General features: G+C 55.3%; 14 protein-coding genes and 4 pseudogenes. 13 read left to right on the forward strand and 5 right to left on the reverse strand.

Annotated elements, in window-relative coordinates; all coding sequences use genetic code 11:
- Nucleotides 1-23 precede the first annotated feature (23 nt).
- A pseudogene (gene satP / locus GM30_RS18195) lies at nucleotides 24-551 on the reverse strand (acetate uptake transporter); the annotation flags it as partial.
- Between the two features lie 289 nt (nucleotides 552-840).
- On the opposite strand from satP, the gene dnaK reads away from it, so the two are divergent.
- Nucleotides 841-2760 (forward strand): molecular chaperone DnaK, encoded by a 1920-nt coding sequence (dnaK, locus tag GM30_RS18200; RefSeq protein WP_049849776.1) that lies wholly within the window; start codon nucleotides 841-843, stop codon nucleotides 2758-2760.
- Between the two features lie 84 nt (nucleotides 2761-2844).
- Nucleotides 2845-3793: pseudogene (locus GM30_RS18205) on the forward strand (molecular chaperone DnaJ).
- Between the two features lie 57 nt (nucleotides 3794-3850).
- Here GM30_RS18205 and GM30_RS18210 read toward each other — a convergent pair.
- Entirely contained in the window at nucleotides 3851-4222 is a 372-nt protein-coding gene (locus GM30_RS18210; protein ID WP_238582679.1) for a winged helix-turn-helix domain-containing protein, read from the reverse strand.
- Nucleotides 4223-4657: 435 nt separating this feature from the next.
- On the opposite strand from GM30_RS18210, the gene GM30_RS18215 reads away from it, so the two are divergent.
- From GM30_RS18215 to nhaR, 3 genes are all read left to right on the forward strand, one after another.
- Entirely contained in the window at nucleotides 4658-6421 is a 1764-nt protein-coding gene (locus tag GM30_RS18215; protein WP_155484008.1) for a glycoside hydrolase family 18 protein, read from the forward strand.
- Nucleotides 6422-6570: 149 nt separating this feature from the next.
- Nucleotides 6571-7716: a Na+/H+ antiporter NhaA gene (gene nhaA, locus GM30_RS18220; protein ID WP_049849779.1), complete on the forward strand. Its 1146-nt coding sequence runs from the start codon at nucleotides 6571-6573 to the stop codon at nucleotides 7714-7716.
- 55 nt (nucleotides 7717-7771) lie between these two features.
- Entirely contained in the window at nucleotides 7772-8671 is a 900-nt protein-coding gene (gene nhaR, locus GM30_RS18225) for a transcriptional activator NhaR (RefSeq protein WP_049849780.1), read from the forward strand.
- A 64-nt stretch (nucleotides 8672-8735) separates the two neighbouring features.
- Here the strand turns inward: nhaR and rpsT are convergent, their stop codons facing one another.
- Nucleotides 8736-8999, reverse strand: coding sequence for a 30S ribosomal protein S20 (gene rpsT, locus GM30_RS18230; RefSeq protein ID WP_049849781.1), 264 nt, complete (start codon nucleotides 8997-8999; stop codon nucleotides 8736-8738).
- Nucleotides 9000-9117: 118 nt separating this feature from the next.
- Between rpsT and GM30_RS27410 the strand changes: the two are divergent.
- The 8 genes and pseudogenes from GM30_RS27410 to GM30_RS18265 all read left to right on the forward strand — a co-directional run.
- Nucleotides 9118-9321, forward strand: a pseudogene (locus GM30_RS27410) (DUF2575 domain-containing protein); the annotation flags it as partial.
- A gap of 7 nt (nucleotides 9322-9328) precedes the next feature.
- Nucleotides 9329-10267 (forward strand): bifunctional riboflavin kinase/FAD synthetase, encoded by a 939-nt coding sequence (gene ribF / locus GM30_RS18235; protein WP_049849782.1) that lies wholly within the window; start codon nucleotides 9329-9331, stop codon nucleotides 10265-10267.
- Between the two features lie 37 nt (nucleotides 10268-10304).
- Nucleotides 10305-13121, forward strand: a complete 2817-nt coding sequence (ileS, locus tag GM30_RS18240) for an isoleucine--tRNA ligase (protein ID WP_049849783.1) — start codon at nucleotides 10305-10307, stop codon at nucleotides 13119-13121.
- Complete coding sequence (gene lspA, locus GM30_RS18245) at nucleotides 13121-13621, forward strand: signal peptidase II (RefSeq protein WP_049849784.1); 501 nt, start codon at nucleotides 13121-13123, stop codon at nucleotides 13619-13621. The genes ileS and lspA overlap by 1 nt, the downstream gene beginning before the upstream one ends.
- Before the next feature lie 54 nt (nucleotides 13622-13675).
- Complete coding sequence (gene fkpB / locus GM30_RS18250) at nucleotides 13676-14125, forward strand: FKBP-type peptidyl-prolyl cis-trans isomerase (RefSeq protein ID WP_049849785.1); 450 nt, start codon at nucleotides 13676-13678, stop codon at nucleotides 14123-14125.
- Nucleotides 14126-15076: a 4-hydroxy-3-methylbut-2-enyl diphosphate reductase gene (gene ispH, locus GM30_RS18255; protein ID WP_049849786.1), complete on the forward strand. Its 951-nt coding sequence runs from the start codon at nucleotides 14126-14128 to the stop codon at nucleotides 15074-15076. It begins immediately after the preceding gene.
- A gap of 127 nt (nucleotides 15077-15203) precedes the next feature.
- Nucleotides 15204-15767 (forward strand): glucose-6-phosphate isomerase family protein, encoded by a 564-nt coding sequence (locus GM30_RS18260; RefSeq protein ID WP_049849787.1) that lies wholly within the window; start codon nucleotides 15204-15206, stop codon nucleotides 15765-15767.
- Nucleotides 15760-16493, forward strand: a pseudogene (locus GM30_RS18265) (glucose-6-phosphate isomerase family protein). The gene GM30_RS18260 and the pseudogene GM30_RS18265 overlap by 8 nt, the downstream one beginning before the upstream one ends.
- Before the next feature lie 34 nt (nucleotides 16494-16527).
- Here GM30_RS18265 and GM30_RS18270 read toward each other — a convergent pair.
- Nucleotides 16528-17346 (reverse strand): PTS system mannose/fructose/sorbose family transporter subunit IID, encoded by an 819-nt coding sequence (locus GM30_RS18270; protein WP_049849788.1) that lies wholly within the window; start codon nucleotides 17344-17346, stop codon nucleotides 16528-16530.
- Complete coding sequence (locus tag GM30_RS18275) at nucleotides 17346-18143, reverse strand: PTS mannose/fructose/sorbose/N-acetylgalactosamine transporter subunit IIC (RefSeq protein WP_049849789.1); 798 nt, start codon at nucleotides 18141-18143, stop codon at nucleotides 17346-17348. Before GM30_RS18275 ends, GM30_RS18270 begins: the two co-directional genes overlap by 1 nt.
- Nucleotides 18144-18146 lie beyond the last annotated feature (3 nt).

The raw sequence follows: 18146 nt of genomic DNA on the forward strand, positions 1-18146 counted from the left end.
TGGCCCGGCAAGTGAAGCGNNTACTGCTCGTTCAGCACTTCACCCATCGCCAGATAAATCGCGCTCGCCCCACAGACGATGCCCACCCAGCCGGCAACGTGAACGACGCTCTCGCTATCCGCCAGATGACCCACCGCCAGCAGCGCAAACAGCACCGTCAGGCTCAGGAATACGAATTGCAGCATGCGTGCGCCCTTCAGCGTTCCGAAGAACATAAACAGCGTAAACACACCCCACAGTCCAAGGTAAACGCCCAGGAAATGCGAATTGGCCGCGTCGGCCAGACCCATTTTCGGCATCAGCAGGATAGCGACCAGCGTCAGCCAGAACGAGCCGTACGAGGTGAACGCGGTTAAGCCAAAGGTATTGCCTTTTTTATACTCCAGCAGCCCCGCGAAGATCTGCGCGATACCGCCGTAAAAAATGCCCATAGCCAGGATAATGCCATCAAGCGGGAAAAGCCCGATGTTGTGCAGGTTCAGCAGAACCGTGGTCATGCCGAAACCCATCAATCCCAGCGGAGCCGGATTAGCCAACGTTGTGTTGCCCATAATTCCTCAAAATCATCATAAAATGGTGAATTGTCTTACCCTGCGCCACTCCTCGGGCAGCGGGGCGCGGCATCATAATCAGGGCGGTCAGATGTGTCCATGATCTCAACAGGGGATAATTAAAATATTTTCGCCTTACCCCTTGATGCCCGGCGATGCGACCCCATCTAGTACACAACCGCAGTGGTGAGCCTGAAAAAAAACGATTCAGGGAGCTTGAAACCGCACGTTTCGCCCTTATTACAGGTTCACAACCACATGTTGACGAATTTTTAGTGGAGACGTTTAGATGGGTAAAATTATTGGTATCGACCTGGGTACAACCAACTCTTGTGTAGCGATTATGGACGGCACGACAGCACGCGTGCTTGAGAACGCCGAAGGCGATCGCACCACGCCTTCTATCATTGCTTATACCAACGATGGTGAAACTCTGGTTGGTCAGCCGGCTAAACGTCAGGCAGTGACGAACCCGCAAAATACGCTGTTCGCGATCAAACGCCTGATTGGCCGTCGCTTCCAGGACGAAGAAGTTCAGCGTGACGTTTCTATCATGCCGTACAAAATCATCGGCGCTGACAACGGCGACGCATGGCTTGATGTGAAAGGTCAGAAAATGGCGCCGCCGCAGATCTCCGCGGAAGTGCTGAAAAAAATGAAGAAAACCGCTGAAGACTACCTTGGCGAACCGGTTACTGAAGCGGTAATCACCGTACCAGCGTACTTCAACGATGCTCAGCGTCAGGCAACCAAAGATGCTGGCCGTATCGCGGGTCTGGAAGTCAAACGTATCATCAACGAACCGACCGCGGCTGCACTGGCGTACGGTCTGGATAAAGAAGTCGGCAACCGTACTATCGCGGTTTATGACCTCGGTGGTGGTACCTTCGATATCTCGATTATCGAAATCGACGAAGTTGACGGCGAAAAAACCTTCGAAGTCCTGGCAACCAACGGTGATACCCACCTGGGTGGTGAAGACTTCGATACCCGTCTGATCAACTATCTGGTCGACGAATTCAAGAAAGATCAGGGCATTGACCTGCGTAATGATCCGCTGGCGATGCAGCGCCTGAAAGAAGCGGCTGAGAAAGCGAAAATCGAGCTCTCTTCCGCTCAGCAGACCGACGTGAACCTGCCGTACATCACGGCAGACGCGACCGGTCCGAAACACATGAACATCAAAGTGACCCGTGCGAAACTGGAAAGCCTGGTAGAAGACCTGGTGAACCGTTCCATCGAGCCGCTGAAGGTTGCACTGCAGGACGCTGGCCTGTCCGTTTCTGACGTTCAGGACGTGATCCTGGTCGGTGGTCAGACGCGTATGCCGATGGTTCAGAAGAAAGTGGCTGAATTCTTCGGTAAAGAGCCGCGTAAAGACGTTAACCCGGACGAAGCAGTAGCTATCGGTGCTGCGGTTCAGGGCGGCGTGCTGACCGGTGATGTGAAAGACGTACTGCTGCTGGACGTTACCCCGCTGTCGCTGGGTATCGAAACCATGGGTGGCGTGATGACGGCGCTCATCAACAAAAACACCACCATCCCGACCAAGCACAGCCAGGTGTTCTCGACGGCGGAAGACAACCAGTCTGCGGTAACCATCCATGTGCTGCAGGGTGAGCGTAAACGCGCTGGCGATAACAAGTCTCTGGGTCAGTTCAACCTGGATGGCATTAACCCGGCTCCGCGCGGCATGCCGCAGATCGAAGTCACCTTCGACATCGATGCTGACGGTATTCTGCACGTCTCGGCGAAAGACAAAAACAGCGGTAAAGAGCAGAAGATCACCATCAAGGCCTCTTCTGGTCTGAACGAAGAAGAGATCGAAAAAATGGTTCGCGAAGCGGAAGCAAACGCTGAGTCTGACCGTAAATTCGAAGAGCTGGTTCAGACCCGCAACCAGGGTGATCACCTGCTGCATAGCACCCGCAAGCAGGTCGAAGAAGCAGGCGACAAGCTGCCAGCTGATGATAAAACCGCTATCGAATCTGCACTGACCGCGCTGGAAACCGCGCTGAAAGGTGAAGATAAAGCGGATATCGAAGCGAAAATGCAGGCACTGGCGCAGGCTTCCCAGAAACTGCTGGAAATTGCTCAACAGCAACACGCTCAGCAGCAGGCTGAAAGTGGCGCTGACGCTTCTGCGAACAACGCGAAAGACGACGACGTTGTCGACGCTGAGTTCGAAGAAGTGAAAGACAAAAAATAATCGCCCTTTGAACGGGTAAAGACTGGCACGGGCGAAGAGGTTTCCTCTCCGCCCGTGCTCGCATGTTAAGGGCAATGAAAAGAGATGGCTAAGAGAGACTACTACGAGGTTTTAGGCGTATCCAAAACCGCGGAAGAGCGTGAAATCAAAAAGGCGTATAAACGCCTTGCCATGAAATTTCACCCGGACCGTAATCAGGGTGACAAAGACGCTGAAGCCAAATTTAAAGAGATCAAGGAAGCCTACGAGATCCTGACCGACGACCAGAAACGCGCCGCGTATGATCAGTACGGTCACGCCGCGTTTGAACAAGGCGGTATGGGCGGTGGCGGATTTGGCGGCGGCTTTGGCGGCGGCGCTGATTTCAGCGACATCTTCGGCGACGTGTTCGGCGACATTTTTGGCGGCGGTCGTGGCCGTCAGCGCGCGGCACGCGNTTGCGCTACAACATGGAGCTGACGCTGGAAGAAGCGGTTCGCGGCGTCACCAAAGAAATTCGTATCCCGACGCTGGAAGAGTGCGACGTCTGCCACGGCAACGGCGCGAAACCTGGCACCCAGCCGCAGACCTGCCCGACCTGTCATGGTTCCGGCCAGGTGCAGATGCGTCAGGGCTTCTTTGCGNNGGCGATCTGTACGTTCAGGTGCAGGTCAAACAGCACCCGATCTTCGAGCGCGAAGGCAACAATCTGTACTGCGAAGTGCCGATTAACTTTGCCATGGCCGCACTCGGTGGCGAAATCGAAGTGCCGACGCTGGATGGCCGCGTGAAGCTGAAAGTGCCGCATGAAACGCAGACCGGTAAACTGTTCCGCATGCGTGGCAAAGGCGTGAAATCCGTTCGCGGCGGCGCACAGGGCGACCTGCTGTGTCGCGTGGTGGTGGAAACCCCGGTTGGCCTGAACGAGAAGCAGAAACAGCTGCTGAAAGATCTGCAGGAAAGCTTTGGTGGCCCGACGGGCGAAAAAAACAGCCCGCGCTCCAAAAGCTTTTTCGATGGCGTGAAGAAATTCTTTGATGATTTGACGCGTTAAGCGCAGAACATACCGAATAAAACCCGAAAGGTTCGCGCCTTTCGGGTTTTTTATAGCTTAATTCGCTGCGATAGCCTGAAATAATCCCATCGTTGCCAGCAAAGAAAGCAGGCAAAGTAACGTCGAAAGCAGCACCGTTTCTGGTTTGATTTTTTTCTGTTCTGACGGAAACTGACGCGCCACAACCGCAGTGACAGAGATTTCCTGATTCACGCGGATCCCAATGCGCGGCACCGTAATAATAAAATCATTAATACCTGCATCGCGAAGGTCTTTGCGCAGCAGATACAACAGCTGAGTCAGATTGGCGTCGCTGACAAACTGACCGCGTTCTCCCCACAGTTCTGCGGTAATCGTTCCTTTATTAATCACTTTCTCTGCCTGTTTTGCAATCAACAGGCTCAGGCAACGTGCGCGCATGGGCGTCATTTTTATCTTTATAGCGTTGTCCCGATTTTCTATTTCTAAACTTTCTTCGCTAAAAATACAGTTCTCGTTGAGGATATAGCGGCTCATAGCGATACCTTAATCAATAAGTGACGTGTTAAATATTGACACAGCCAATGATTTATTCTGACTATTCCATGGTCGACATTGCCTATTTTTGGAAATAATGAGATATATAATATAAATTGATGTGCATAACATATTGATTTTACTTGTTTTTATATTTTTCTTTTAGACTTCTTGATGTGTTTATTCTATTATCATCAGGAGGTATGAAACGGGTGATGTGCTTTTACAAACTCACCGTGTCAGGCCGTGTTTTATTTTTATATTTCGTGATTACCGTATTTTTCGAAATCGTGGAATGGTATGTCCACAGCACATCGCTGTTCACTTTAAACGAAAATTAACGAGGTAATTACAATGTCTAAATTAATTAAGGGCGACAGCCTGACTGAGAAAAGTAACGCAACTGACGGTTTTAACCCGGCAAAAGAAACAGAGAAATATAGCTACACCTCTGCTCGCGTTGCTGCGCCGGTTTATAACCGTTATAAGAAAGCCAGTAAGCCGAAAGTATTTGGTTACTACACCGACTGGTCTCAGTATGACGGCCGCCTGCAGGGTCAGGACACGCCGGAAAGCCGTGGTCGCGGTTACGATCTGGCGAATGTGGCACCGACTGCTTATGACAAAATCATCTTTGGTTTCCTGGGCATCGTCGGCGATCAGGGTGAAAAACAGTTCACCATTAATAACGCCGCGTCGCAGACTGGTAAAGTGACTCACGAGCCGACGTTCCTCGATCCGTGGGGCGATTTCCAGTCCTATGTAAACTGTAACCTGGAAACCAGTGGTTGGGACGTTGACGCGAAAACCGTAACACAATCCACCACGCACGGTCTGCTGGGCGGCCTGCGCGATCTGCAGGCGAAAGCCAAAACCATGGGCCATGAACTGGCGCTCTCCATGAGCATCGGCGGCTGGACCATGAGTAACGGCTTCCACGAAATGGCGAAAACTGACGCTTCTCGTAAAGTCTTTGCCGCAGGCGTGGTGAAACTGTTCAAACAGTTCCCAATGTTCAGCGAAGTGGATATCGACTGGGAATACCCGAACAATGCCGGCAACGGTAACCCGCATGGCCCGGAAGATGGTGCAAACTATGCGCTGCTCATCAAAGAGCTGAAATCACAGCTGGATGCGGCAGGCCGTAGCGATGTGAAAATCTCTATCGCCAGTTCGGCGGTGGTTGAAGTGCTGGGCTACTCCAACGTGAAAGCGCTGCTGGATGCCGGTCTGTATGCCATCAACGTGATGACGTACGACTTCTTCGGTACGCCGTGGGCGGCAGAACTGACTCACCACACCAACCTGACGCCGCTGAGCGAAGGGAGCTGGAGTGTAGAAGCGGTGGTTGATTATCTGATTGCCGAAGGTTTCCCGTCAGATCGCATCAACATCGGTTATGCCGGTTATACCCGTAACGCCCGTAACGCAGAGATCTCATCGTTCTCTCCGCTGAAAGGCACCTACAACCCGGGTCAGGGCAGCACTACCGGTTCTTTTGAATCAGGCTGCACCGAATGGTACGACACCATTTATAACTACCTGGATCTGGAAAACCAGTCTGGTCGTAACGGCTTCAACGTCTACACCGATACCGTGGCAAATGCAGACTTCCTGTATAACCCGGAAACGAAACTGTTCATGTCCCTGGATACGCCGCGCTCTGTGAAAGCGAAAGGGGAATACGCGGCGAAGCACAATCTGGGTGGTCTGTTTACCTGGACCATTGACCAGGACAACGGCGTGCTGCTGAATGCGGCACGTGAAGGCCTGGGTTATGACGTCGAATCGCAGGTGGTTGAAATGGCACCGTTCTATTTCGAAGGGATTAACGTCACCGATGGTGTGACGCCGGACGAAGAGACTGACGTTGAGCCGCAGCCAGAACCGACTCCGGACGACGGTGACGTTGAGCCACAACCGCAGCCGGAACCGACCCCTGATGAAGATGACGCGCCTGCCGATACCTGGGATGCGACGGCAACCTATATGGAAAATGACACGGTTATCTGGAAAGGCCATCAGTATAAAGCTGGGTGGTGGACTGTTGGTGACCAGCCGGATCTGAACTGCGCTGTTGGCCAGCCGTGGATTGACCTGGGGGCCATCTGATTGAAAAACCCTTCTACAAAAGACGCTCATTGAGCGTCTTTTTTTCGTTTTTTACGAATTGTTAAGCAGAAATAAGCTGCTTTTTTCGAGTTTATTGGGCAGCTATCATTTCAATCATTCTGTTTTATCGAAGTAAATCGGGATTTGAGATGAAATATTTACACCGTTTCTTTAATAGTGATGCATCTGGAGGCATTGTCCTTATTATTGCCGCCGCGCTGGCAATGCTGCTGGCGAATACCGGCGCGACCAGCGGCATTTATCATTCGTTTCTGGAAACGCCTGTGCAGCTGCGCGTAGGTGCGCTGGAAATCAATAAAAATATGCTGTTATGGATTAACGACGCCCTGATGGCGGTGTTTTTCCTGTTGATTGGTCTTGAGGTGAAGCGCGAACTGCTGCAGGGATCGCTCGCCAGCCGCCGTCAGGCGGTGTTTCCCGTCCCGGCGCTGGTTTATCTGGCGTTTAACGTGTCGGATCCGATTGCCCGCGAAGGCTGGGCGATCCCGGCGGCGACCGACATCGCGTTTGCGCTGGGCGTGCTGGCACTGCTCGGCAGCCGGATTCCATCATCACTGAAAATCTTCCTGATGGCGCTGGCGATTATCGACGACCTCGGGGCGATTGTGATTATCGCGCTGTTTTACACCAATGATCTGTCGCTGCTCTCGCTTGGCGTTGCGGCCGCGGCGATTGCGGTGTTGGTAGCGCTGAATCTGAGCGGCGTGCGTCGGACGGGGATCTACATTCTGGTCGGTGCGATTCTGTGGACGGCGGTGCTGAAATCCGGCGTACACGCGACGCTCGCCGGGGTGATTGTCGGTTTCCTGATCCCGTTAAAAGAGACGGCGGGGACATCACCGGCGAAACAGCTTGAGCACGTGCTGCATCCGTGGGTCGCCTTTTTGATCCTGCCGTTGTTCGCCTTTGCCAATGCGGGTGTTTCGCTGGCAGGCGTGACCTTTGAAGGGCTGACCTCGTTGCTGCCGCTGGGCATTATTGCTGGCCTGTTTATTGGGAAACCGCTGGGCATTGGTTTATTCTGCTGGCTGGCGCTGAAGCTGAAGTGGGCGACATTGCCGGAAGGCACTACCTGCAAACAGATCATGGCGGTGGGCGTGTTGTGCGGAATCGGCTTTACCATGTCGATTTTCATTGCCAGCCTGGCGTTTGGCGGCGTGGCTCCGGCACTGATTAACTGGGCAAAGCTGGGCATTTTGATTGGCTCCATTGCCTCGGCCGTGGTGGGTTATTGTCTGCTACGCTTCCAGATGCGTGTCGACGTCAGCGCCTGAATGAAAAAAGCGCCCTGTGGGGCGCTTTGTACGACATTTCTCAGGGAGCGAAAGCATGTCTCATATCAATTACAACCATCTCTATTATTTCTGGCATGTCTATAAAGAAGGATCTGTGGTCGGCGCAGCGGAAGTCCTCTATCTGACGCCACAAACCATCACCGGGCAGATCAAAGCCCTTGAGGAGCGGCTGCAGGGGCGGCTGTTTAAACGTAAAGGCAGGGGGCTCGAGCCGAGCGAGTTAGGGGAACTGGTGTTCCGCTACGCAGACAAAATGTTCACGCTCAGCCAGGAGATGCTGGATATCGTCAACTATCGCAAAGAGGCGAATCTGCTGTTTGACGTCGGCGTGGCGGACGCACTGTCGAAACGGCTGGTAAGCGGCATTCTGGATGCGGCGGTGGTGGAGGATGAACAAATTCATCTGCGCTGTTTTGAATCCACGCACGAGATGCTGCTTGAGCAGCTCAGCCAGCACAAGCTCGACATGATTATCTCCGATTGCCCCATCGATTCCACGCAGCAGGAAGGTCTGTTTTCGGTCAAAATCGGCGAGTGCAGCGTCAGTTTCTGGAGCATGAGTCCGCCGCCGGAAAAACCGTTTCCAGCGTGCCTGGAGGCACGACGCTTGCTGATCCCTGGCCGTCGTTCCATGCTGGGGCGCAAGCTACTAAACTGGATCAACACGCAGGGGCTGAAGGTGGAGATTCTCGGCGAGTTCGATGATGCTGCGCTGATGAAGGCATTTGGTGCTGCACACAACGCGATTTTTGTTGCGCCGACGCTGTACGCCAATGATCTTTACGCCGATGAAAACATTGTGGAGATGGGGCGTCTGGATAACGTGATGGAAGAGTATCACGCCATTTTTGCCGAACGGATGATTCAGCACCCGGCGGTGCAGCGCATCTGCCATCGCGACTACACGGCGCTGTTTACGTTGCCGAAGCGCTGAATGACAGGCATAAAAAAACCCGCATTAAGCGGGCTTTTTTACAAAGCGGACAACAATCGGGCGATTAAGCCAGTTTGTTGATCTGAGCAACCAGGTTCGCCTTATGACGAGCCGCTTTGTTTTTGTGGATCAGACCTTTAGAAGCCTGACGGTCCACGATTGGTTGCATTTCGTTAAATGCTTTCTGTGCAGCAGCTTTGTCGCCAGCTTCGATAGCTGCGTATACTTTCTTGATGAAAGTACGCATCATAGAGCGACGGCTAGCGTTGTGCTTGCGAGCCTTTTCAGACTGAACGGCGCGCTTCTTAGCTGATTTGATATTAGCCAAGGTCCAACTCCCAAATATGATCTATATGGACAATTCAAAGGCCGAGGAATATGCCCTTTTAGCCTTCTTTTGTCAATGGATTTGTGCAAATAAGCGCCGTTAATGTGACGACACTTGATTACGTAGTGATGGCGCAGGATTCTAACAGCTTGCGCCTGCCGAATACAGCTTTTCTGGCACAAAAATCGCAGCATAACCGCAGTTTTTCTCGCCTTTCTGCCCGAGGTTGATGAAATCCTTATCTCTTTCTGTTGCTGAGTGTAATCGCGGGTTAACCTTGACTGCTGTACAAGGTATACTCGGACGATTTTCACTGTTTTGAGCCAGACATGAAGCTGATACGCGGCATACATAATTTGAGTCAGGCCCCGCACGGGTGTGTGCTGACCATTGGTAATTTTGACGGCGTGCATCGTGGGCATCAGGCGTTGCTGCAACGTCTGCGTGAGGAAGGTCGCGAGCGTGGCGTGCCGGTGGTGGTTATGATTTTTGAACCGCAGCCGCTTGAGCTTTTTTCGGCTGAAAAGGCCCCCGCGCGTCTGACGCGCCTGCGTGAAAAACTGCGCTATCTGGCCGAGAGCGGCGTGGATTACGTGTTATGCGTCCGCTTCGACCGTCGCTTTGCCGCCCTGACGGCACAAACGTTTATCAGTGATCTGCTGGTGAAACGTCTTGGTGTACAGTATCTCGCCGTGGGCGATGATTTCCGTTTTGGCGCGGGCCGCCAGGGGGATTTCTTGTTATTACAGAAGGCCGGCGCGGAGTTTGGTTTCAGCGTCACCAGCACGCAAACCTTCTGCGAAGGCGGCGTGCGTATCAGCAGCACCGCGGTGCGTCAGGCGCTTGCGGATGATGATTTGCTGCAGGCCGAGAAACTGCTGGGCCATCCTTTTATTATTTCTGGCCGCGTGGTGCATGGCGATGAGCTTGGGCGCACCATCGGTTTCCCGACGGCGAATTTACCGCTGCGTCGTCAGGTCTCCCCGGTAAAAGGGGTATATGCGGTGGAAGTCGCAGGATTAGGCAACACGCTCCTGCCCGGCGTCGCTAATATTGGCACCCGGCCCACGGTGTCTGGCGTGCGCCAACAGCTCGAAGTACATCTGTTAGACGTTGCAATGGACCTCTACGGTCGCCATATAGATGTCATACTGCGTAAGAAAATACGCAATGAACAGCGATTCGCGTCGCTGGATGAACTAAAAGCGCAGATTGCGCGTGATGAATTAACCGCCCGTGATTTTTTTGGGCTATCAAACCCGGCGTAATGCCTGAACGAGTTTTAAATACGGAACCGAGAATCTGATGAGTGACTATAAATCGACCCTGAATTTGCCGGAAACAGGGTTCCCGATGCGCGGCGATCTCGCTAAGCGCGAACCGGGAATGCTGGCGCGTTGGACCGATGATGACCTGTACGGCATCATCCGTGCGGCGAAAAAAGGCAAAAAAACCTTCATTCTGCATGATGGCCCTCCTTATGCGAATGGCAGCATTCATATTGGTCACTCGGTCAACAAGATTCTGAAAGACATTATCGTGAAGTCCAAAGGACTCGCGGGATACGACTCGCCTTACGTTCCTGGCTGGGACTGCCACGGTCTGCCGATCGAACTGAAAGTCGAGCAGGAATTCGGTAAGCCGGGCGAGAAGTTCACCGCCGCCGAATTCCGCGCCAAGTGCCGCGAATATGCCGCAGGGCAGGTGGACGGTCAGCGCAAAGACTTTATCCGCCTCGGCGTCCTGGGCGACTGGTCGCATCCGTACCTGACGATGGACTTCAAAACCGAAGCCAACATCATCCGTGCACTGGGGAAAATCATCGGCAACGGCCACCTGCTGAAAGGGGCGAAACCGGTGCACTGGTGCGTGGACTGCCGTTCTGCGCTGGCAGAAGCGGAAGTCGAGTATTACGACAAAACCTCTCCGTCTATCGACGTGAAATTTGAGGCGGTCGATCAGGACGCGATTAAGGGCAAATTCGGCCTGCCAGGCGTCAGCGGCCCGATCTCGCTGGTGATCTGGACCACTACGCCGTGGACGCTGCCCGCCAACCGCGCGATCGCGCTGTCGGCAGAATTCGACTACGCGCTGGTGCAGGTTGAAGGCCAGGCGCTGATCCTCGCAAAAGATTTGCTGGAAAGCGTACTGAAGCGCGCGAACATCACCGATTACACCGTGCTCGGCACCGTCAAAGGCGATGCCCTGGAGCTGCTGCGCTTTAAGCACCCGTTCCTCGACTTCGACGTCCCGGCGATCCTTGGCGATCACGTGACGCTGGAAGCCGGTACCGGTGCGGTGCATACCGCCGGCGGTCACGGCCCGGACGACTACAGCATCAGCCTGAAATATGGTCTGGAAATCGCCAACCCGGTTGGCCCGGACGGTGCTTATCTGCCAGGGACTTACCCGGCGCTCGACGGCATCAATGTCTTCAAAGCGAACGACATCATCGTCAACATCCTGCGCGACAGCGGTGCGCTGCTGCACGTCGAAAAACTGCAGCACAGCTATCCGTGCTGCTGGCGTCACAAGTCGCCGATCATCTTCCGCGCCACGCCGCAGTGGTTCGTGAGCATGGATCAAAAAGGTCTGCGCGCGCAGTCGCTGGCGGAAATCAAAGGCGTGCAGTGGATCCCGGACTGGGGCCAGGCGCGTATCGAATCGATGGTTGCCAACCGTCCTGACTGGTGTATCTCCCGTCAGCGTACCTGGGGCGTGCCGATGTCGCTGTTCGTGCATAAAGAGACACACGACCTGCACCCGCGCACCCTGGAACTGATGGAAGAAGTCGCGAAACGCGTTGAAGTGGATGGCATCCAGGCGTGGTGGGATCTCGACCCGCGCGACATCCTGGGCGCTGACGCCGACGTTTACGAAAAAGTGCCGGACACCCTCGACGTCTGGTTCGATTCCGGATCAACCCACGCGTCCGTGGTCGATGTGCGCCCGGAATTCGCCGGTCACGCCGCTGATATGTATCTGGAAGGCTCTGACCAGCACCGCGGCTGGTTCATGTCTTCACTGATGATCTCCACGGCAATGAAAGGCAAAGCGCCGTACCGTCAGGTGTTGACTCACGGCTTCACCGTTGATGGACAGGGACGCAAAATGTCCAAATCCATCGGCAACACCGTGAGCCCGCAGGATGTCATGAACAAGCTGGGCGCGGATATTCTGCGTTTGTGGGTTGCATCCACTGATTACACCGGCGAAATGGCGGTGTCTGACGAGATCCTCAAACGTGCTGCCGACAGCTATCGTCGTATCCGTAACACCGCGCGCTTCCTGCTGGCGAACCTGAACGGGTTCGACCCGGTAAAAGACATGGTGAAACCGGAAGAGATGGTGGTACTGGATCGCTGGGCGGTGGGTTGCGCGAAAGCGGCGCAGGAAGACATCGTTAAAGCGTACGAGTCGTACGATTTCCACGAAGTGGTGCAGCGCCTGATGCGCTTCTGCTCCATCGAAATGGGCTCGTTCTACCTCGACATCATCAAAGACCGCCAGTACACCGCGAAAGCAGACAGCGTGGCGCGTCGCAGCTGCCAGACCGCACTGTTCCACATCGCCGAAGCACTGGTGCGCTGGATGGCGCCGATCATGTCCTTCACCGCAGATGAAATCTGGGGCTACCTGCCGGGCGAGCGTGAGAAGTATGTGTTTACCGGTGAATGGTACGAAGGGCTGTTTGGTCTGGCGACCACCGAGCCGATGAACGATGCTTTCTGGGACGAGCTGCTGAAAGTGCGTGGCGAAGTGAACAAAGTTATCGAACAGGCGCGTGCGGATAAGAAAGTCGGCGGTTCTCTGGAAGCGGCGGTGACGCTGTTTGCTGAACCGGAACTCTCTGCGAAGCTCACCGCGCTGGGCGATGAATTACGATTTGTCCTGTTGACCTCTGGCGCGAAAGTTGCGGATTATGCCGGGGCGACGGCAGACGCTCAACAGAGCGAACTGCTGAAAGGGCTGAAAATCGCCCTGAACAAAGCCGAAGGTGAGAAATGCCCGCGTTGCTGGCATTACACCACCGATGTCGGCAAGGTGGCGGAACACGCAGATCTCTGCGGACGCTGTGTCAGCAACGTCGCCGGTGACGGTGAAAAACGTAAGTTTGCCTGATGAGTAACTCTGTCTGTTCTACCGGGCTGCGCTGGCTATGGGTGGTCGTCGCGGTGCTGATTATCGATTTGGGCAGCAAGTACCTGATCCTCCAGAACTTTGTTCTGGGGGATACGGTATCGCTGTTTCCGTCGCTTAACCTGCACTATGCGCGCAACTATGGCGCGGCGTTCAGCTTCCTCGCCGACAGCGGCGGCTGGCAGCGCTGGTTCTTTGCCGGTATCGCTATCGGCATCTGCGTGGTGCTGGCGGTACTGATGTACCGTTCAAAAGCGTCGCAGAAGCTGAACAACATCGCCTATGCTTTGATCATCGGCGGGGCGCTGGGCAACCTGTTTGACCGTCTGTGGCACGGCTTTGTCGTCGATATGATCGATTTCTACGTCGGCGACTGGCACTTCGCGACCTTTAACCTCGCCGATACCGCGATTTGCATCGGCGCAGCGTTGATTGTACTGGAAGGTTTTTTGCCTTCCGCCGCCGCGAAGAAACAGGCGTAATACCTACTGCCCGGTCGGCATAGCGCCACCGGGCAAAACTACAGGCACATTTGAATGTCTAAATCTGTACAGAGCAACAGCGCCGTCCTGGTGCATTTCACGCTGAAACTCGACGACGGTTCAACCGCCGAATCGACCCGCAACAATGGCAAACCGGCGCTGTTTCGTCTGGGCGACGCGTCTCTGTCTGAAGGTCTGGAACAGCACCTGCTGGGGCTGAAAGAGGGGGAGAAAAAAACCTTCTCGCTGGAGCCGGATGCCGCCTTTGGCGTCTCCAGCCCGGATCTCATCCAGTACTTCTCACGTCGCGAATTTATGGATGCCGGCGAGCCGGAAATCGGCGCGATTATGCTCTTTACCGCAATGGATGGCAGCGAAATGCCTGGTGTGATCCGCGAGATTAACGGTGATTCCATTACGGTGGATTTTAACCATCCGCTGGCAGACCAGACCGTCCATTTTGATGTTGAAGTGCTGGAAATTGATCCGGCGCTGGAGGTTTAAATGCAGATTCTGTTGGCCAACCCGCGCGGTTTCTGCGCCGGTGTAGACCGCGCTATCAGCATTGTTGAAAACGCGCTGGCGATTTACGGCGCGCCGATTTACGTCCGTCACGAAGTGGTGCATAACCGCTACGTGGTGGATAGCCTGCGCGAACGCGGGGCCATTTTTATCGAGCAGATCAGCGAAGTGCCGGACGGCGCGATCCTGATTTTCTCCGCACACGGTGTGTCGCAGGCGGTGCGCAACGAAGCGAAAAGCCGCGACCTGACCGTGTTTGACGCCACCTGTCCGCTGGTGACCAAAGTTCATATGGAAGTCGCCCGCGCCAGCCGTCGCGGCGAAGAGTCGATTCTTATCGGCCATGCCGGGCACCCGGAAGTGGAAGGGACAATGGGCCAGTACAGCAATCCGGAGGGGGGCATGTATCTGGTGGAGTCCCCGGATGATGTCTGGAAGCTCGACGTCAAGAATGAAACCAAACTGTCGTTTATGACCCAGACCACGTTGTCGGTTGATGATACTTCCGACGTGATTGACGCTCTGCGTCAGCGCTTCCCGAAAATCGTCGGCCCGCGTAAAGACGACATCTGCTACGCCACTACCAACCGTCAGGAAGCGGTGCGCGCGCTGGCGGAACAGGCTGACGTGGTGCTGGTGGTTGGCTCCAAAAACTCCTCAAACTCCAACCGCCTCGCCGAACTGGCGCAGCGGATGGGCAAAACCGCGTTTCTGATCGACGACGCCACCGACATCCAGGAAAGCTGGGTGAAGGGCGCGAACTGCGTCGGCGTCACCGCAGGTGCGTCGGCCCCGGATATCCTCGTACAAAACGTCATTGTACGCTTGCAGGAACTGGGCGGCGGCGAGGCGGTTCCGCTGGAAGGCCGTGAAGAAAATATCGTTTTCGAAGTGCCGAAAGAGTTGCGGATGGACATCCGCGAAATCCAGTAATTCCTTTTCCTGAACAGCAACAGTCACGGCAAATGTGACTGTTGCTGCAAAGCGTCGATCCTGTCACAAGGTTAATCGATTAATCTGCTATGCTTACCCTGTTGTTCTCCTCGGGCCGGAGAAACACATGAAACCTACCTTTTCTCAGCCGCCGCATGTCGACTGGCTGACGGGTGCGTTTTCGCGCACGCCACTGCTACGTAAAACCACGCGCCTCGCGGATTTATCCGGCGTTTTTGCCGATGTTTCCGGCTGGCGGCACGCCGATCCTCAACAGGTTGTTTATGACGTTGAAATGCTTGATACGCCGTCCGGCTCAGGAGAGCTGTTTACCGGTGTGACCCACCTTTACCCCGGCAAAGTCGGTGATGAATTTTTTATGACCCGCGGCCACTTCCACGCCCTGCGTGAACAGGGTGAAGTCTATTTCGGCCTGCGCGGCAGCGGGCTGCTGTTGTTGCAGGATGAGCAGGGAGAGATGCGGCTTGAACCGGTTTTTGCTGGCTCAGTACATATCATTCCGGGCTTTACCGCGCATCGGCTGATTAACACCGGCACGGAAATCCTCTCGGCGCTGGCGGTCTGGTCATCCAATGCCGGGCATGACTATGCCGCGCTGGCGGGCGGATTCGCCTGGCGGGTGGTGGAAGAGGATCACCAGGTGCAGATCCGGGAGGTGCAAAATGGCTGATTACGGCCTGGACATGATCATCCACCATCAGCCGATGGGGTTTGCCTACGGCGACGACGTTACCGGCCCGATGCCGGAGATCCGCTATCTCGATCAGATCCGATCGTCGCTGCGCGATCCGCAGTGTGACGGGCCGGATGAGGTATATGCGATCGCCATGGACGTGGCGCGGATTCAGGATCGCGACGAGCTGCAAAAGCGGATGCTGTTGTTTGGCGTGGTCACTTACGCCGCCGGGCAACTGGGCGAAGAGCCGATCCGCAGCCAGGGGCATGTACACCGTATCAGCCAGCACAGCGGCTGGGCGCCGCCGGNNTGCAGGAGTATGTCGAGGACGATCCGGGGCGCTGTTTTGCGGTGATTGCCGGTCCCGGAGATAAAGTGCTGGTGCCACCAGGCTGGGGCCACGCCACGATTTCCGCAAGCCCGGACGAGCCGCTGACGTTTGGTGCCTGGTGCGATCGGGAATATGGTTTTGAGTATGACGCGGTGCGCGCGCATAAAGGGCTGGCGTGGTATCCGCTGGTGCAGGAATCACAAATTGTCTGGCTGCACAATCCGCATTATGCGGCAGGTCGGTTACAGGTCATCGCGCCCCGGCAGTATGAAGAGTTCGGCATTACGCCAGCGCCGATTTATCAGCAATTTATTGACGATCCCGCCCGTTTCCAGTTCATTTCGCGGCCTGATAAGGTCGCCGCGCTGTGGCAGAATTTTCATCCCTGAAAGACCGGGGCTCGCGCCCCGGTGTTGTTCATTGTTATCCGGCAAACAATCCGCTGGCGACGCCAATCGCTGCCAGCACCAGCAGCAGGATCATCGCTTTTACCGGCGACACGCCGCGTTTCGCCATCAGATACCAGGTACCGAGCACCACCACCAGTGGCAGCAACTGCGGGAAGATACCGTCGAGCATCTGCTGGACGTGAATATTCACGCCGTCTTTGGTGATGAACTCCAGCCCGGTGCCAAGTTTCACGTAGCTCGCCGCCACGCCGCCCATGACGAAAACCCCGAGCAACGAGAGCGCTTCGCGCAGGCGGGCGGATTTGCTGCTCACCAGCATTTCCACGGAGCCGGAGCCCATCTGGTAGCCTTTTAAAAACAGATACCAGGAGCCGGGAATGATAATCGCCAGCCAGGCGACGATATAAAACAGCGGGCCTAAAACGCTGCCGCCAGCCGCCAGCGCCATCCCGATACTGAGCAGGATCGGGATCAGCATACCGGGGATCATTGAGTCGCCGATCCCGGCGAGCGGCCCCATCAGCCCGACCTTCAGGGTGTTAATCGTGTCACCGTCGATCGGCTCGCCGTTGGCCTTTTTCTCTTCCAGGCCCAGCGCCATGCCGTTCACAATGGCACCGATTTGCGGCTCGGTGTTATAGAACGACGCGTGACGACGCAGCATTTCGGTGCGCCGGGCGGCGTCCGGGTAGAGTTTCCGGGCGACGGGCAACATGCTCAGGCAGAAGCCGAACGATTCCAGACGTTCAAAGCTCATCGACGACAGGTTGTGCATCATCCACGCGCGCCAGCAGCGGCGCAGATCTTTACGGGTCAGTTTACGCTCTTCCATCAGAATTCATCCTCATCATCAGCCACCGGCGCCGACGGCGCAGCCTGAGGCGCTTCCGGTTTATAGTTGTAGTGGATCAGCGCCAGCAGCGCGCCGACGATCACCAGGGCGACCATGTTCAGCTTCAGGAAAACGATGCACACGAAGCCCACAAGAAAGTAGATCAGCATGGTGTAGTTTTTGATGATTTGCTTCAGCAGAATGGCGATACCCACCGCAGGCAAAATGCCGCCCAGCACGTTCATAATGGAGAGCACCACTTTTGGCAGGCTGTCCATAAACTCGCTGATGTACTGCGCGCCGAAATATACCGCGATGAACGTCGGCACAAAACGCAGCAGGAAGTTGGTCACCTGCGGCCAGATGGCGCTGTTGAGGTAAATTCCGCGCTCGTCGCCGCGCTCCAGCGCTGTATCGGCGCGGTGGTTCCAGAACGAGTTCAGCACCATCATGGCGTTGAACAGAATGGTCCCGGCGATACCGATAGTTGCCGCCAGCGCCACCGCCACTTCCGGGCCTTTGCCGGACAAAATGCCCAGCGCTATGGCCGGAAAGGCGACAAAGTTCAGGTCGGCAGGCATTGAGCCGCCGGGCGTTACCATGGCGATATACACCGCCTGCACTGCCACGCCAATCATGATCCCGGTTTTGATATCGCCGAGGATCAGCCCCACCAGCATGCCAGAGACCAGCGGGCGGGTGATGAGATACCAGCCGCCCGTCAGGCCAAACAGCCAGGGACTACTGAGCGCGCCCAAATAGCAGAGCACGCCAATTAATGCCGCTTCGATAAACATCGT

The organism is Trabulsiella odontotermitis (assembly GCF_001188485.1).
Lineage (GTDB): Bacteria > Pseudomonadota > Gammaproteobacteria > Enterobacterales > Enterobacteriaceae > Trabulsiella > Trabulsiella odontotermitis_A.

Excerpts from the sequence above, each read along its gene's own strand:
- dnaK (WP_049849776.1), top strand. The coding sequence starts at position 841 with ATGGGTAAAATTATTGGTATCGACCTGGGTACAACCAACTCTTGTGTA.
- GM30_RS18210 (WP_238582679.1), bottom strand. The coding sequence starts at position 4,222 with ATGACGCCCATGCGCGCACGTTGCCTGAGCCTGTTGATTGCAAAACAG.
- nhaA (WP_049849779.1), top strand. The coding sequence starts at position 6,571 with ATGAAATATTTACACCGTTTCTTTAATAGTGATGCATCTGGAGGCATT.
- nhaR (WP_049849780.1), top strand. The coding sequence starts at position 7,772 with ATGTCTCATATCAATTACAACCATCTCTATTATTTCTGGCATGTCTAT.
- ribF (WP_049849782.1), top strand. The coding sequence starts at position 9,329 with ATGAAGCTGATACGCGGCATACATAATTTGAGTCAGGCCCCGCACGGG.
- ileS (WP_049849783.1), top strand. The coding sequence starts at position 10,305 with ATGAGTGACTATAAATCGACCCTGAATTTGCCGGAAACAGGGTTCCCG.
- lspA (WP_049849784.1), top strand. The coding sequence starts at position 13,121 with ATGAGTAACTCTGTCTGTTCTACCGGGCTGCGCTGGCTATGGGTGGTC.
- fkpB (WP_049849785.1), top strand. The coding sequence starts at position 13,676 with ATGTCTAAATCTGTACAGAGCAACAGCGCCGTCCTGGTGCATTTCACG.
- ispH (WP_049849786.1), top strand. The coding sequence starts at position 14,126 with ATGCAGATTCTGTTGGCCAACCCGCGCGGTTTCTGCGCCGGTGTAGAC.
- GM30_RS18260 (WP_049849787.1), top strand. The coding sequence starts at position 15,204 with ATGAAACCTACCTTTTCTCAGCCGCCGCATGTCGACTGGCTGACGGGT.
- GM30_RS18270 (WP_049849788.1), bottom strand. The coding sequence starts at position 17,346 with ATGGAAGAGCGTAAACTGACCCGTAAAGATCTGCGCCGCTGCTGGCGC.
- GM30_RS18275 (WP_049849789.1), bottom strand. The coding sequence starts at position 18,143 with ATGTTTATCGAAGCGGCATTAATTGGCGTGCTCTGCTATTTGGGCGCG.